The 15943-nt window shown below is 63.5% G+C and carries 8 protein-coding genes; all 8 read left to right on the top strand.

Annotated features, from left to right (window positions below):
• Window positions 1-120: 120 nt before the first annotated feature.
• The 8 genes from IB279_RS28585 to glgA all read left to right on the top strand — a co-directional run bounded on the left by IB279_RS28585 (window position 121) and on the right by glgA (window position 15939).
• Complete coding sequence (locus tag IB279_RS28585; RefSeq protein ID WP_112771914.1) at window positions 121-3447, top strand: DUF2126 domain-containing protein; 3327 nt, start codon at window positions 121-123, stop codon at window positions 3445-3447.
• Window positions 3448-5856 carry a circularly permuted type 2 ATP-grasp protein gene (locus IB279_RS28580; RefSeq protein ID WP_060517588.1) on the top strand — a complete coding sequence of 803 codons (2409 nt, stop codon included), beginning with the start codon at window positions 3448-3450 and terminating at the stop codon, window positions 5854-5856.
• A 2-nt stretch (window positions 5857-5858) separates the two neighbouring features.
• A complete protein-coding gene (locus IB279_RS28575) occupies window positions 5859-6737 on the top strand; it encodes a transglutaminase family protein (RefSeq protein ID WP_112771913.1) in 879 nt (292 codons plus the stop codon).
• Between the two features lie 178 nt (window positions 6738-6915).
• The gene (locus tag IB279_RS28570; protein ID WP_034786847.1) at window positions 6916-8238 is read left to right on the top strand and encodes a pilus assembly protein TadG-related protein; all 1323 of its coding nucleotides are present in this window, start codon (window positions 6916-6918) and stop codon (window positions 8236-8238) included.
• Between the two features lie 204 nt (window positions 8239-8442).
• Entirely contained in the window at window positions 8443-10908 is a 2466-nt protein-coding gene (locus IB279_RS28565; RefSeq protein ID WP_089044955.1) for a glycogen/starch/alpha-glucan phosphorylase, read from the top strand.
• Complete coding sequence (gene glgB, locus IB279_RS28560) at window positions 10905-13115, top strand: 1,4-alpha-glucan branching protein GlgB (protein ID WP_034786849.1); 2211 nt, start codon at window positions 10905-10907, stop codon at window positions 13113-13115. The genes IB279_RS28565 and glgB overlap by 4 nt, the downstream gene beginning before the upstream one ends.
• Window positions 13116-13227: 112 nt before the next feature.
• Entirely contained in the window at window positions 13228-14490 is a 1263-nt protein-coding gene (glgC, locus tag IB279_RS28555; protein ID WP_034786853.1) for a glucose-1-phosphate adenylyltransferase, read from the top strand.
• Between the two features lie 6 nt (window positions 14491-14496).
• Entirely contained in the window at window positions 14497-15939 is a 1443-nt protein-coding gene (gene glgA / locus IB279_RS28550; protein WP_112771912.1) for a glycogen synthase GlgA, read from the top strand.
• The last annotated feature ends 4 nt before the right edge of the window (window positions 15940-15943 follow it).

The raw sequence follows: 15943 nt of genomic DNA, 5'->3' as shown, positions 1-15943 counted from the left end.
ATGCGTTGCGCCGCCCTGATTTTCTGCGGGCGCTTTCGCGCTTGCATTCTCGATTTGCATTGCACAAACTTCGTGGCGATGGGGGGCGTCAGACCCGCCACGAAGGGGATCAAATCCGGCATGTCGATCAAGGCCAGTATCTATCACCTGACCCACTATATCTATGACCGTCCCGTAAGCCTCTCGCCGCAGATCATCCGGCTGAAGCCCGCTGCCCATTCCAAGACCAAGGTCATCAGCCACTCGCTGAAGGTTTCGCCCGGCAACCATTTCGTCAACCTGCAGCAGGACCCCTACGGCAACTACCTCGCCCGTTTCGTCTTTCCCGATCCGGTGAGCGAGCTGAAAATCGAAGTCGATCTCGTCGCCGACATGACCGTCTACAACCCCTTTGACTTTTTCGTCGAGGAAGAGGCCGAGCATTGGCCCTTCCCCTACCCCGAGGATCTCAGCGACGATCTCCGGATCTATATGACGCCGGAGCCGCTCGGCCCGGCGCTCTCCGCCTTCATGGCAACGGTCGACCGTTCCCGCCAGCGCACCATAGACATGGTCGTCGGGCTCAACGCACGCCTGCAGAAGGAAGTCGGCTATGTGATCCGCATGGAGCCGGGCGTGCAGGACCCGGAGCAGACGCTGACATCGGCAAGAGGATCCTGCCGCGATTCCAGCTGGCTGCTCGTACAGATCCTGCGCAATCTCGGCTTCGCCGCCCGCTTCGTCTCCGGCTATCTCATTCAGCTGACGCCGGATCTGAAAGCCCTCGACGGCCCCTCCGGCACCGACCACGACTTCACCGACCTGCATGCCTGGGCCGAAGTCTACCTGCCCGGCGCCGGCTGGGTCGGGCTCGACCCGACCTCGGGCCTGCTGACCGGCGAGAGCCACATTCCGCTTGCCGCAACGCCCCATTACCGCAACGCCGCGCCGATCTCCGGAGAATTTTTCGGCGATCCCGAGACCCGCACCGACTTCGCTTTCGACATGAAGGTGAGGCGCGTCGCCGAGCACCCGCGCATCACCAAACCCTTCTCCGACGAAAGCTGGGATGCGCTGAATGCACTCGGCGGGAAGGTTGACCGGGAGCTTGAGGAAAACGACATCCGCCTGACGATGGGCGGCGAGCCGACCTTCGTTTCGATCGACGACTTCGAGTCCGAGGAATGGAACACGGAGGCCGTCGGACCAACCAAGCGCGAGAAGGCCGACACACTGATCCGCCGGCTGCGCGAACGCTTCGCCCCCGGTGGCTTCCTGCACTATGGCCAGGGCAAATGGTATCCGGGCGAAACCCTGCCGCGCTGGACCTTCTCCCTCTACTGGCGCAAGGACGGCGTGCCGATCTGGCGCCGGCCGGACCTGATCGCCGAGGAGACCGGCCGCCACGACGTGACGGTAGCGGATGCCGAACGCCTGCTGCATCTGGTCGCAGGCGAATTGAGCGTGCCGACCGAAATGGTCGTGCCGGCCTTCGAAGACCCGGCCGACTGGCTGCTGAAGGAGGCAAACCTCCCCGACAACGTCGATCCTGCCAACTCCAAGCTGAAGGATCCCGAGGAGCGCAGCCGCATGGCCCGCGTGTTCGAGCGCGGCCTGACGGCGCCGACCGGCTATGTTCTGCCGGTGCAAGCCTGGAACGCGCGCGCCACCGGCGTGAAGTGGATGAGCGAGAAATGGCAGACGCGCCGTGGCCGCATCTTCCTCGTTCCCGGCGACAGCGCCGTCGGCTATCGCCTTCCGCTCGGCGCCCTACCCTATGTCGCGCCCTCCGCTTACCCCTATATCCATCCGGTCGATCCGACGGTCCCGCGCGACGATTTGCCGGACTTCAGCGAAAGCAGCGCCCGCACGCAGCATGCACGTTTCCAGGCCTCGGAAGTTCCGGAAACGCCGCTCCCGGCGCCGCGCGACGAGATCGCCGGACTGGTGCGCACCGCCATCAGCGTCGAGCCGCGCGACGGCCGGCTCTGCGTCTTCATGCCGCCGACGACAAGCGTCGAGGAGTATCTCGATCTGATCGCGTCTGCGGAGCGCGCTGCCGCTGCGATCGGCCTGCCCGTGCACATCGAGGGCTATGCACCGCCGCAGGACGAGCGCATCAACGTCATCCGCGTTGCGCCGGACCCGGGCGTGATCGAGGTCAACATCCATCCGGCCGCCCATTGGCAGGACTGCGTCGACATCACCACGGCGATCTACGAGGAGGCGCGCCAGAGCCGGCTCGGTGCCGACAAGTTCATGATCGACGGCCGTCACACCGGCACCGGCGGCGGCAATCACGTGGTCGTCGGCGGCGCCAATCCGAATGACAGCCCGTTCCTGCGCCGCCCGGATCTGCTAAAAAGCATGGTGCTGCACTGGCAGCGGCATCCCTCGCTCTCCTACCTGTTCTCCGGCCTCTTCATCGGCCCGACCTCGCAGGCGCCGCGTATCGACGAAGCCCGGCACGACCAGCTCTATGAACTCGAAATCGCCCTGGCGCAGGTGCCGATGCCGGGCTCTGCAACGCCGCCGCCCCTGCCCTGGCTCGTCGACCGGCTGTTCCGCAACCTGCTCGTCGATGTCACCGGCAACACCCATCGGGCGGAGATCTGCATCGACAAGCTGTTTTCGCCTGACGGGCCGACCGGCCGCCTCGGCCTCGTCGAGTTCCGCGGTTTCGAGATGCCGCCGAACGCCCGCATGTCGCTCGCCCAGCAATTGCTGGTGCGCGCCCTCATCGCCCGCTTCTGGAAGCACCCGGTCGACGGTCGCTTCGTGCGCTGGGGCACCGCGCTGCACGATCGTTTCATGCTGCCGTATCACGTCTGGCAGGACTTTCTCGACGTGCTCGCCGATCTCCGGGCGCACGGCTTCGATCTGAAACCGGAATGGTTCGAGGCCCAGCTCGAGTTCCGCTTCCCCTTCTGCGGCGAGGTCGAATACGAGGGGGCAAAGCTCGAAATCCGTCAGGCGCTCGAACCCTGGCACGTGATGGGCGAACAGGGCGCGATCGGCGGCACCGTGCGCTATGTCGACAGCTCGATCGAACGGCTGCAGGTCAAGCTCGATACCGCCAATCCCGAGCGATATACGGTCGCCTGCAACGGTCGGCTCGTGCCGCTCACACGCACTGGTTCGAATGGCACGGCGGTGGCCGGCGTCCGCTACAAGGCGTGGCAGCCGGCCTCTGGGCTACATCCGGTGCTACCGGTCAACACTCCCCTCACATTCGATATCTATGATACATGGTCGAATCGGGCGATCGGCGGTTGCATCTACCATGTCGCCCACCCGGGTGGGCGCCACTACGACACGTTTCCGGTCAACGGCAACGAGGCGGAGGCGCGGCGCCTGGCGCGGTTCGAGCCTTGGGGTCATACGCCGGGAGGCTATCCGCTGCGCCCCGAAAGCCCGTCGACGGAATTCCCGATGACGCTTGATCTCAGGCGTCCACCAGGAGCGTAAATGCCGAAGAAGCAGACAGCGGCCGCAAACCATCCGGGCACCGACGACGATCCGGTCTTCGGCTACCGTGCCCTACCGGGCATTGCCGACGAAATGCTCGACCAGGAGGGCAATGTCCGCCCGGTCTGGCAGCGGCTGCTCGCGACGCTTGGGCGGCTCGACGAGACCGAACTTGCCAACCGCTTCGCGCGCGCCGACCGCTATCTGCGCGACGCCGGCGTGTTCTATCGCGTCTACGGCGCCAAGGAGAGTTCCGAGCGAAGCTGGCCGCTGTCGCACATTCCGGTTCTGATCGACGAAAAGGAATGGGCGCACGTCTCGCAAGGCCTCGTGCAGCGCGCCGAACTTCTGGAAAAGGTGGTCGCCGACATCTATGGCGAGAACCGGCTGGTGCGCGAAGGGCTGCTGCCGCCGGCGCTGGTCGCCTCCAATCCGGAGTTCCTGCGCCCTCTCGTCGGCGTGAAACCGGCCGACGGCCACTTCCTGCATTTCGTCTCCTTCGAGATTGGCCGTGGACCCGACGGTAACTGGTGGGTCCTGTCCGATCGCACCGAGGCACCTTCGGGCGCCGGCTTCGCCCTGGAGAACCGGGTCGCGACCACGCGTGCCTTCTCCAATCTTTATGCCGAAAGCCACGTCCACCGGCTGGCCGGCTTCTTTGGTGAGTTCCGCGACACGCTGCAGAGCCGCCGGCTGCACCCGGACGACCGCATCGCCGTTCTTTCGCCGGGGATCGCCAACGAGACCTATTTCGAACATGCCTATATCGCCCGCTATCTGGGCTTCATGCTGCTTGAAGGCGAGGATCTGACCGTGATCGGCGGCCGGGTGATGGTGCGCACCGTCGCCGGCCTCAAGCCCATCGGCGTGCTCTGGCGTCGTCTCGACGCGGCCTTTGCCGATCCGCTCGAGCTCAATCAGTCCTCGCATATCGGCACACCCGGCATTGTCGAGGCGCTCAGGGCCGGCTCGGTCTCAATCGTGAACGCGCTCGGCACCGGCATCGTCGAAACCCGCGCCTTCCTCGCCTTCATGCCGGCGATCTGCCGCCATCTGCTGGGCGAGGAACAGAAGCTGCCCTCGATCGCCACCTGGTGGTGCGGCCAGGGCGCCGAACGCGAACAGGTCGCCGCCAACCTCGACCGCATGGTCATCGGCCCCGCCTACCAGACCCGCCCTTTCTTCGACGACAATGGCCAGTCGGTACTCGGCCGTACGCTTGATGAGAAGGCTCGAGCCTCGATCGCAGATTGGCTTAGCGCCGAGGGCGGCAAGCTCGTGGGCCAGGAGGTGGTCACGCTTTCGACCACGCCGGCCTGGGTGCGTGGCCGACTGACCCCGCGGCCGATGAGCCTGCGGGTGTTTGCGGCACGCACCCGCGACGGCTGGCAGATCATGCCAGGGGGCTTTGCCCGCATCGGCTCCGGCGACGATGTCGCCGCGATCGCGATGCAGGCGGGCGGCACCGCCGCCGATGTCTGGATCGTCAGCGACCGACCGGTCGAGCGCACGACGCTGCTTCCGGCCGAGGAAAGTTTCACCCGCAACATGCCGGGAAGCCTGCCGAGCCGGGCGGCCGACAATCTCTTCTGGCTCGGCCGCTATATCGAGCGTGCGGAAGGGGCGCTGCGCATCCTGCGCGCCTGGCACGGCCGCTTCGCCGAAACCGCCGATCCGGACCTGCCGCTCCTTAAGGATGTCGGCGACTATCTCGCAGCCCTCGACATCGATGCGCGCCAGCCGGTGCCCGACAGCCTGCTCGCCAACATCGCAAGCGCCCTCTTCAGCGCCGGCAACATCCGCGACCGGTTCTCGCCGGACGGCTGGCTGGCACTGAACGACCTGTCGCAGACGGCGCGCAAGTTCCACGCGACGGTGCAGGCCGGCGACGACGCGACCCGCGCGATCACCGTGCTCCTGCGCAAGCTCGCCGGCTTTGCCGGTCTCGTGCATGAAAACATGTACCGCTTCACCGGCTGGCGCTTTCTTTCGATCGGCCGCTATATCGAGCGCGGCCTGCACATGACCCGGCTGCTCGGCCACATGTCGGGGCCGGATGCGCCCGATGGCGCCTATGACATGCTGCTCGAAATCGGCGACAGCGTCATGACCCATCGCCGGCGCTACAATGTCAGCACCGCCGCCTTGACAGTCACCGACCTCCTGGCGCTCGATCCGCTCAATCCGCGCTCGGTGCTTTACCAGTTGAATGAGATCAAGACCGAGGTCGAGCTGTTGCCGAACGCCTTCGTCAACGGCCAGATGTCCTCCTTCTACCGCGAGGCGATGCGGCTGCATTCGGGCCTGGCGGTGATGACACCGGAAGCCATGAACCTCGGCGTCTACAATCGGTTGGAGCGGGATCTCGAAAGCCTGTCCGATCTGCTCGCGCGCACCTATCTCGGCTAGCCATGCTTTACGACATCAGCCTAAAGATCATCTATGACTACGAAGTGCCGGTGTCCGGCGGCCGCCACCTCGTGCGCGTGCTGCCGGCGACGCTGCCCGGTCGCCAGCGTCTCGTCGTCGGCTCGCTCAGCTGCCATCCCATGCCGGCCGAACGTACCGAGAGCATCGACTTCTTCGCCAACCCGTTTACGTCGATCCTCTTTCGCACCTCGCATGCCGACCTGACAATCCGCATGCAGGCGCGCGTGCAGGTGGAAGCACAGGCCCTGACCGCGGACTTCTCCCCTGACCTCACCGGCCTGCCGGCAGAGCTTGCGGCCTGCTGGTCCGTCGATGCCGACGCGCCGCATCACTTCGCCGGCCCGAGCCCACTCTTGCCCGAGGTCGCCGACATTGCCGCCTACGCGCGTGACACCATTACCGACACGATGACCGTGCGCCAGATCGCCGTCGCATTGTGCGACCGCATCCATCGCGACTTCGCCTATGACGGCGAGGCGACAACCGTGAACACGACGCCGGCAGAAGCGTTCAAGCTCAAGCGCGGCGTCTGCCAGGATTTCGCCCATGTCATGATCGTGGCGCTCCGAAGCCTCGGCATCCCTGCCGGCTATGTTAGCGGTTTCCTAAGGACGATCCCCCCGCCCGGCAAGGAGCGCCTGGAGGGGGCCGATGCCATGCACGCTTGGGTGCGCGTCTGGTGCGGCACAACCGGTGGGTGGCTCGAACTCGATCCGACCAACAATATTCCGGCTGGAACCGACCATATCGTCGTCGGTCATGGCCGCGACTACGGCGATGTCGCGCCCGTCATCGGGGTCCTGAAAAGCTACGGCAGCCAAACGACGAAACAGGCGGTCGACGTCATTCCGGTACCGTGACCCGATTTGGCACAGGCCGATTCCCGCTTCGGAACAGACAGGGTGCCGCAGAACCCCTTACAACAACCGGTTTTCCGGCAATCCATTAAAATTGCAAGGATTGCCGGAACGATATCGTAAGCCATCGCCGCTATTGATGCCCCCAAGCTTGCAACGTGTTCCTTTGGGGTGTGCAAAGATGGGAAGACGATACACGGTAGGCCGGTCCTTCGTAGCCATGCTCAAGGACCGGGGTGGCAATTTTGGCATCATGGCAGCACTCGCGGCGCCATTGGTGTTGGCAGCCGGCGGCGTCGCCGTCGATCTGGCCACCATGATGACGACGAAAAACCAGATGCAGGATGCAGCCGACGCGGCAGCACTTGCGGCTGCGTCCGCACTGGTTGCAAACAAGGATACGCTGGCGACCGAGAAGGCCAAGGAAATCGCCTTGAACTTCCTGAAGGCGCAGTCGGGCGCAAGCTCGACCGATCTGCCCGGTGGAGCCGGCGGCAGCGACCCGGGCACCAGCAGCGCTTCCGCGGGCGGCGTGACCGACCCGACGGAGACCCAGGTTCAGCCGACGGTCGACATCGTCATGACGACTGTCGGCAAGAGCGACAAGGCCTTCAAGGTCACGATCGTCAACAAGCAGACAATTCAGCTCAACCCCATGACGCGGTTGCTCGGACAGAAGTCCGTCAATCTGGAAACGGTAGCCGTTGCCGAGAGCGCGACGGAAACCAAGAACGCCATGTCGATGTATCTCGTGCTCGACCGCTCGGGCTCGATGGCCTTCGTGACGAATGTGAAGGACGAGAAGCGCACCAAGTGCAAGAACTGGACGGCGGAGAACTGGGGCAAGAGCATCTCTGAGACCAGCCCTTGCATGATCGACAAGATCACGACCTTGAAATCCGCGGTTGAGACGCTGCTGAAGCCACTCACCGAGATGGACCCCGACAACAAGTATGTCCGTGTCGGCGCTGTTTCCTATAGCAGCTCCATCTTCCCGGAAGAGAAACTGGCCTGGGGCACGACGAAGGCCAGTACCTACGTCAAGAACCTGGAGGCGAACGGCGGCACGGATTCGAGCGGCGCCTTCGCCAAGGCCGTCACGGATCTGAAGCTCAAGGGCGAAAACGACGCGCACACGGCATCCAACGGCCTGACGCCGAAAAAGTACATCGTCTTCATGACCGATGGGGCGAACACACATTTCGAAGGAAAGGCGTTGACCATCCCGGCGGCGCCAAAGCCGGAACCGGAACTCGACAAATACAAAGCCCAGGATTCCAAATCCGACACGGCAACGCTCAAGGCGTGCCAGGATGCCAAGGACGCCGGCATTCGCGTCTTCACCATCGCCTTCATGGCGCCGATCCAGGGAAAATCGGTGCTCAGCCGATGCGCCAGCAGCACAGCCGACTACAAGTCGCCGGAAGATGCCGCAGCTCTGGTCAAGGTTTTCGGCGAAATCGGCGCCACCACCTCGGGCAAGATGGCACGCCTGACAAGGTAAGACAGACCACATCGCTGACGATGCCGCCCGGCCCCGCCGGGCGGCATTTTGCGTTTCGGCGGGACACGTTCTCCACCGTCTGAGACAAGTCTAATCCATTTAAAAACATCTGTTGCAAGCGCTTCGGATCGATGCATAAATTGGCCTTATCCCCGGTCGGGTCCGGCCTGCGATCTCCCAACGCAAAAGGGTAAAGACAGTTTCATGATGAACAGGCTCTCCACCAACGACGTGCCGCAGCCCGCCCCAAGGTCGTCTGAACCTAGCCAGCTCGCCGTCGAAATCCTCGAACGTCTGAAGTACCGCATCGGTAAGGACCCGAAGGTCGCCAAGCCCCATGACTGGCTGACGGCGGCGATCCTGGTTGCGCGTGACCGCATCACCGACAAGTGGATGGACTCCACCCGCAAGACCTACGCGACCGGCGCCAAGCGCGTTTATTATCTCTCGCTCGAATTCCTAATCGGCCGGCTGATGCGCGATGCGATGACCAATATCGGCCTGATGGACGAGATGCGCGATGCACTCGCCTCCCTCGGCGTCGATATCGATGTCGTCGCCCAGCTCGAGCCGGATGCGGCCCTCGGCAATGGCGGTCTCGGACGGCTGGCTGCCTGTTTCATGGAATCGATGGCGACCGTCGACGTACCCGCCTATGGCTACGGCATCCGCTACATGCATGGCCTCTTCCGCCAGCAGATGGCCGATGGCTGGCAGGTGGAACTACCCGAAACCTGGCTTGCCCACGGCAACCCCTGGGAATTCGAACGCCGCGAAAGCTCCTACGAAATCGGCTTCGGCGGCGTCGTCGAAACCGCCAATGTCGACGAGGAAATCCAGCGTTTCGTGTGGAAACCGGCCGAGCGCGTCATCGCCACCGCCTTCGACACGCCCGCCGTCGGCTGGCGGGCAAAACGCGTCAACACGCTGCGCTTGTGGACCGCGCAGCCGATTGACCCGATCCTGCTGGCCGCCTTCAACGCCGGCGACCACATCGGCGCCCTTCGCGAAAGCAACAAGGCGGAAAGCCTGACGCGTGTTCTCTATCCGGCCGACGCGACGCCAGCGGGCCAGGAGCTGCGCCTACGCCAGGAATACTTCTTCTCCTCGGCCTCGCTGCAGGACATCCTGCGCCGTCACCTGCAGCAATACCCGGATTTCAACTCGCTGCCGGACGCCGTCGCCATCCAGCTCAATGACACCCATCCAGCCATTTCCATTGCCGAACTGGTGCGGCTCTTGACCGACCTGCACGGCCTCGATTTCGAGCAGGCCTGGGACATCACCCGCCGCACGATCTCCTACACCAACCACACGCTTCTGCCCGAAGCGCTCGAAAGCTGGCCGGTACCGCTGATCGAGCGCCTGCTGCCGCGCCACATGCAGATCGTCTATGCGATCAACGCCAAGATCCTGATCGAGGCCCGCCGCCAGAAGGGCGCCACGGACGACGAAATCCGCAACATCTCGCTGATCGACGAAAGCGGCGAACGACGCGTGCGCATGGGCAATCTCGCCTTTGTCGGCTCGCACTCGATCAACGGCGTTTCGGCTCTGCACACCGAGCTGATGAAGGAAACGGTGTTTGCCGACCTGCACAAGCTCTACCCGGACCGCATCAACAACAAGACCAACGGCATTACGCCGCGCCGCTGGCTGATGCAGTGCAATCCCGGTCTCTTCGGACTGATCCGCGACGCGATCGGCGACGAGTTCATGGACAATACCGAGGCGCTGCAGGCGCTCGACGTCTTCGCCGACAAGGCGGACTTCCAGGAACATTTCGCCGCGGTCAAACGCGCCAACAAGGTGCGCCTCGCGCAGCTCGTGCAGAGCCGCCTCGGCATCCGGCTCGATCCGTCGGCGATGTTCGACATCCAGATCAAGCGCATCCACGAGTACAAGCGCCAGCTCCTCAACATCATCGAGGCCGTGGCGCTCTACGACCAGATCCGCTCCCATCCGGAGCTCGACTGGGTGCCGCGCGTCAAGCTCTTTGCCGGCAAGGCGGCGCCGAGCTATCACAATGCCAAGCTGATCATCAAACTGGCCAACGACGTCGCCCGTGTCGTCAACAACGATCCGGCGGTGCGCGGCCTCCTGAAGATCGTCTTCGTGCCGAACTACAACGTCTCGCTCGCCGAGATCATGGTTCCGGCTGCCGACCTTTCCGAGCAGATCTCGACGGCCGGCATGGAAGCATCGGGCACCGGCAACATGAAGTTCGCGCTGAACGGCGCCTTGACGATCGGTACGCTCGACGGCGCCAATGTCGAGATGCGCGACTGGATCGGCGAGGAAAACATCAAGATTTTCGGCATGACCGCCGAAGAGGTGACCAGGGCACGCGCCGAAGGTCACAATCCGCGCGCCATCATCGAAGGCTCGCGCGAGCTGTCGCAGGCGCTGCAGGCGATTGCGTCCGGCGTGTTCTCGCCCGATGACCGCAATCGCTTCGCAAGCCTCGTCGAAGGGCTCTACAATCACGACTGGTTCATGGTCGCTGCCGATTTTGAAGCCTACGCCAAGGCGCAGCGCGAGCTCGACCAGCTCTGGACGACGCCGTCCGACTGGCACGCGCAGGCAATCCGCAACACCGCACGGATGGGCTGGTTCTCGTCCGATCGCACCATCCGGCAATATGCCGGGGAAATCTGGAGAGCTGGATGACGCCCTCGGCCGGCAAGGACCCGGAACCCGCAGCTTCAGGTCTGCTGTCAGCCCCGGATATCGCGGCCATCCTCAAGGGCACGCATGACGACCCCTTTGCGGTTCTTGGCGTGCACCCCGTCGGCAAGACCGTCCTTGCCCGCTGCTTCATCCCCGATGCCGAGACGGTGACGGTCGAAACGCTCTCGGGCAAGGACCTGGGGGCGATCGAACGGCGCGACGATGCCGGCTTCTTCGAAGGCCCGGTGGCGCTGAAGAAGCCACAGCCCGTCCGCTACCGCGCCCGCAATCAGGGCGGCGAATGGGTGGTCGTTGATCCCTACAGCTTCGGTCCGGTTCTCGGGCCGATGGACGATTATTACATTCGCGAAGGCTCGCATCTCAGGCTCTTCGACAAGATGGGGGCGCACCCGATCGAGCATGACGGTGCCAGCGGCTACCATTTCGCCGTCTGGGCACCCAATGCGAAGCGTGTTTCGGTCGTCGGCCAGTTCAACGACTGGGACGGCCGTCGCCACGTCATGCGGTTGCGCACCGACACCGGCATCTGGGAAATCTTCATTCCCGGCGTCGATGCGGGCCTTGTCTACAAGTACGAGATCCTCGACCGCAACGGCACGCGTCTGCCGCTCAAGGCCGATCCCTTTGCCCGGCGCTCCGAACTACGCCCGAACACGGCCTCGATGACCACGCCGGAAATCGCGCAGACCTGGGACGACGAGGCACACCGCAAGCATTGGGCCTCGGCCGACGCAAGACGGCAACCGATCTCGATCTACGAAGTGCACGCCGGTTCCTGGCAGCGCCGCGACAATGGCGAGATGCTCTCCTGGGACGAGCTTGCCGACCGGCTGATCCCCTACTGCGTCGACATGGGCTTTACTCATATCGAGTTTCTGCCGATCTCGGAGTTTCCTTTCGACCCCTCCTGGGGCTACCAGACAACCGGTCTTTATGCGCCGACCGCCCGTTTCGGCGAGCCCGAAGGTTTTGCCCGCTTCGTCAACGGCTGCCACAAGGTCGGCATCGGCGTCATCCTCGACTGGGTGCCGGCGCATTTCCCGACCGACGAGCACGGCCTGCGCTGGTTCGACGGCACCGCACTCTACGAACACGAGGATCCGCGCCAAGGCTTCCACCCCGACTGGAACACGGCGATCTACAATTTCGGCCGCCAGGAAGTGCTGTCGTTCCTCGTCAACAATGCGCTCTACTGGGCGGAAAAATTCCATGTCGACGGCCTGCGCGTCGATGCGGTCGCCTCGATGCTCTACCTCGACTACTCGCGCAAGCACGGCGAGTGGGTGCCGAACGAATATGGCGGCAACGAGAACCTCGAGGCCGTCCGTTTCCTACAGACGCTGAACACGGAAATATACGGCTCTCACAAGGGTATCCTGACGATCGCCGAGGAATCGACCTCCTGGCCGAAGGTCTCCCATCCGGTCCATGCGGGGGGTCTCGGGTTCGGCTTCAAGTGGAACATGGGCTTCATGCACGACACGCTGCAATATCTGTCGCGCGAGCCGGTGCACCGCAAGTTCCACCACAACGACCTGACATTCGGCCTGCTTTATGCCTTCAACGAGAACTTCGTGCTGCCGCTGTCCCATGACGAGGTCGTGCACGGCAAGGGCTCGCTGATCGCCAAGATGGCCGGCGACGACTGGCAGAAGTTCGCCAATCTCCGGGCCTACTACGCCTTCATGTGGGGCTATCCCGGCAAGAAGCTCTTGTTCATGGGTCAGGAGTTCGCGCAATGGCGCGAATGGTCCGAGGATCGGGCGCTCGACTGGAACCTGCTCGAATACCATCTGCACGAGGGCATGCGACGGCTGGTGCGTGACTTGAACGGCACCTACCGTGCCAAGCCGGCGCTGCATGCGCGCGATTGCGAAGGCGAAGGTTTCGAATGGCTGCTGGCCGACGACCGCGACAACTCGGTCTTTGCCTGGCTGCGCAAGGCGCCCGGCGAAAAACTCGTCGCCGTCATCACCAATTTCACCCCCGTCTACCGGGAAAGCTACGCCATCCCGCTGCCAGTCAAGGGTCGCTGGAAGGAGATCCTCAACAGCGACGCGGAAATCTATGGAGGAAGCGGCAAGGGCAATGGCGGCGCGGTTTTTGCCGAGAAGAACAGCACGGGAGCGATCATGGCCAACATCACCCTGCCGCCGCTCGCGACACTGATGCTGGAACAAGAGTAATTTATCCGATCCGCCAGCCGAAGGCGGCGGAAGACTGCAAATATCGAGGGCCGCAAGGCGTCGCAGAAGGCCGCCGTGACGACCCCTTAAGGTCAATGAATGGGGAGGACAAATGGTGGAAAAGCGTACGCAACCTCTGGCACGTGATGCCATGGCCTATGTTCTCGCCGGCGGTCGCGGCAGTCGCCTGAAGGAACTGACCGACCGACGGGCGAAGCCGGCGGTCTATTTCGGCGGCAAGGCCCGTATCATCGACTTCGCGCTGTCGAACGCGCTCAACTCCGGTATCCGCCGCATCGGCGTCGCCACCCAGTACAAGGCGCATTCGCTGATCCGCCACCTGCAGCGTGGCTGGAACTTCTTCCGCCCGGAGCGAAACGAAAGCTTCGATATTCTCCCGGCCAGCCAGCGCGTTTCCGAAACGCAATGGTACGAAGGCACGGCCGACGCCGTTTACCAGAACATCGACATCATTGAGGACCATGGCGTCGAGTACATGGTGATCCTTGCTGGCGACCATATTTACAAGATGGACTACGAATTGATGCTGCAGCAGCACGTCGATTCCGGCGCCGACGTCACCATCGGCTGCCTCGAGGTGCCGCGGATGGAAGCAACCGGCTTCGGCGTGATGCATGTCGACGAAAAGGACCGCATCATCGCCTTCGTCGAGAAGCCGGCCGATCCGCCGGGCATTCCCGGCAATCCGGAGATGGCGCTTGCCTCCATGGGCATCTATGTCTTCCACACGAAGTTCCTGATGGATCTTCTGCGCCGCGACGCCGCCGATCCGAAATCGAGCCGCGACTTCGGCAAGGACATCATCCCCTACATCGTCGATAACGGCAAAGCCGTCGCCCACCGTTTCGCAGAGTCCTGCGTGCGGTCGGACTTCGAGCGCGAGGCCTACTGGCGCGACGTCGGCACGATCGATGCCTATTGGCAGGCCAATATCGACCTGACCCACGTGACGCCGGAGCTCGACATCTACGACAGCACCTGGCCGATCTGGACCTTTGCCGAGATCAAGCCGCCGGCGAAATTCGTGCATGACGATGAAAACCGCCGCGGCTCGGCAACCTCGTCGCTGATCTCCGGCGACTGCATTATCTCAGGCGCCGCACTCAACCGCAGCCTGTTGTTCACAGGTGTCCGCGTAAATTCATATTCCCGTCTGGAGAATGCCGTAGTTCTTCCCGATGTGAAAATCGGTCGCCACGCGACGCTGCGCAACGTGGTCATCGACAGCCGTGTCGTGATCCCCGAGGGCCTCGTCGTCGGGGACGATCCGGTGCTCGATGCCAAGCGTTTCCGGCGTTCGGAAAACGGCGTCTGCCTGATCACGCAAACGATGATCGACAAACTGGGAATGTAGGCATCCATGAACGTCCTCTCCGTTGCGTCCGAAGTCTATCCGCTGATCAAGACCGGGGGGCTTGCCGATGTCGTCGGCGCGCTTCCGGCAGCGCTTTTGCCGCACGGCGTCAAGACCCGCACGCTGGTGCCCGGCTATCCGGCCGTGCTGCAGAAGCTGAAGAAGAAAAAGAAGGTCGGCAGTTTCGAAAACCTGTTCGGCAATCCGGCGACAGTTTTCGCCGCCGAAATCGACGGGCTCGATCTGCTGGTCCTCGACCAGCCTGAACTCTACGCCCGAGACGGCGGCCCCTATGTCGATGCCACCGGCCGCGACTACGTCGACAATTTCCGCCGCTTTGCAGCACTCTCGCTTGCGGCGGCAGAAATTGCCGGCGGCGATGTCGTCTCGGGCTGGAAACCCGATATCGTTCACGCCCATGACTGGCAGACGGCGCTGACGCCGGTCTACATGCATTTCGGCCCGGCGGCCGCAACGCCGACGGTGATGACGATCCACAACATCGCCTTCCAGGGCCAGTTCGGCGCCTTAGTCTTCCCCGAGCTTGCCCTTCCCGCCGAAGCCTTCTCGATGCAGTTCGTCGAATATTACGGCGACGTCGGCTTCCTGAAGGGCGGCCTGCAGACCGCCGACGCCATTACCACCGTCAGCCCCTCCTATGCGCAGGAAATCCTGACGCCCGAATTCGGCATGGGCCTCGAAGGCCTGTTGAAGAGCCGCGTCGCCGACCTCTCTGGCATCGTCAACGGCATCGACGCCGACATCTGGGATCCGCAGACCGACCCGCACATCGCCCAGCATTTCAGCGCAACGAGCCTGAAGCAGCGCGCGGCCAACCGGCGTGCGCTCGAGGAACGCTTCGGCCTTGAAAAAGGCAACGGCCCGATCTTCTGCGTTGTCAGCCGGCTCACCTGGCAGAAGGGCATGGATCTGGTCGCCGAGATCGCCGACGAGCTCGTCGCCATGGGCGGCAAGCTCGTGGTGCTCGGCTCCGGCGACGCGGCGCTCGAAGGCGCGCTGCTCGCCGCTGCCTCCCGCCATCGCGGCCATATCGGCATGGTCACCGGCTACAACGAGCCGCTGTCGCATCTGATGCAGGCGGGCTCCGACGCCATCCTCATTCCGTCGCGCTTCGAGCCCTGCGGGCTTACCCAGCTCTATGGCCTGCGCTACGGCTGCGTGCCGGTCGTCGCCCGCACCGGCGGCCTTGCCGATACCATCATCGACGCCAACGAGGCCGGGCTTGCGGCCAAGGTCGCGACCGGCTTCCAGTTCACGCCTGTCAATGCCGATGGGTTGCGGCTTGCGATCCGGCGGGTGCTGCGTGCATACAGCGAGCCCAAAGTCTGGTCGAAAATTCAGACCCAGGGCATGAAATCGGACGTTTCCTGGGCCACAAGTGCCGAGCGTTACGTCTCTCTTTATTCCGGACTTCTCGGGAAAGGTTAAGTCA

The organism is Ensifer sp. ENS06 (assembly GCF_014852205.1).
Taxonomy (GTDB): Bacteria; Pseudomonadota; Alphaproteobacteria; order Rhizobiales; family Rhizobiaceae; genus Ensifer; species Ensifer adhaerens.
This window is presented reverse-complemented; position numbering and strand designations above follow the sequence as displayed.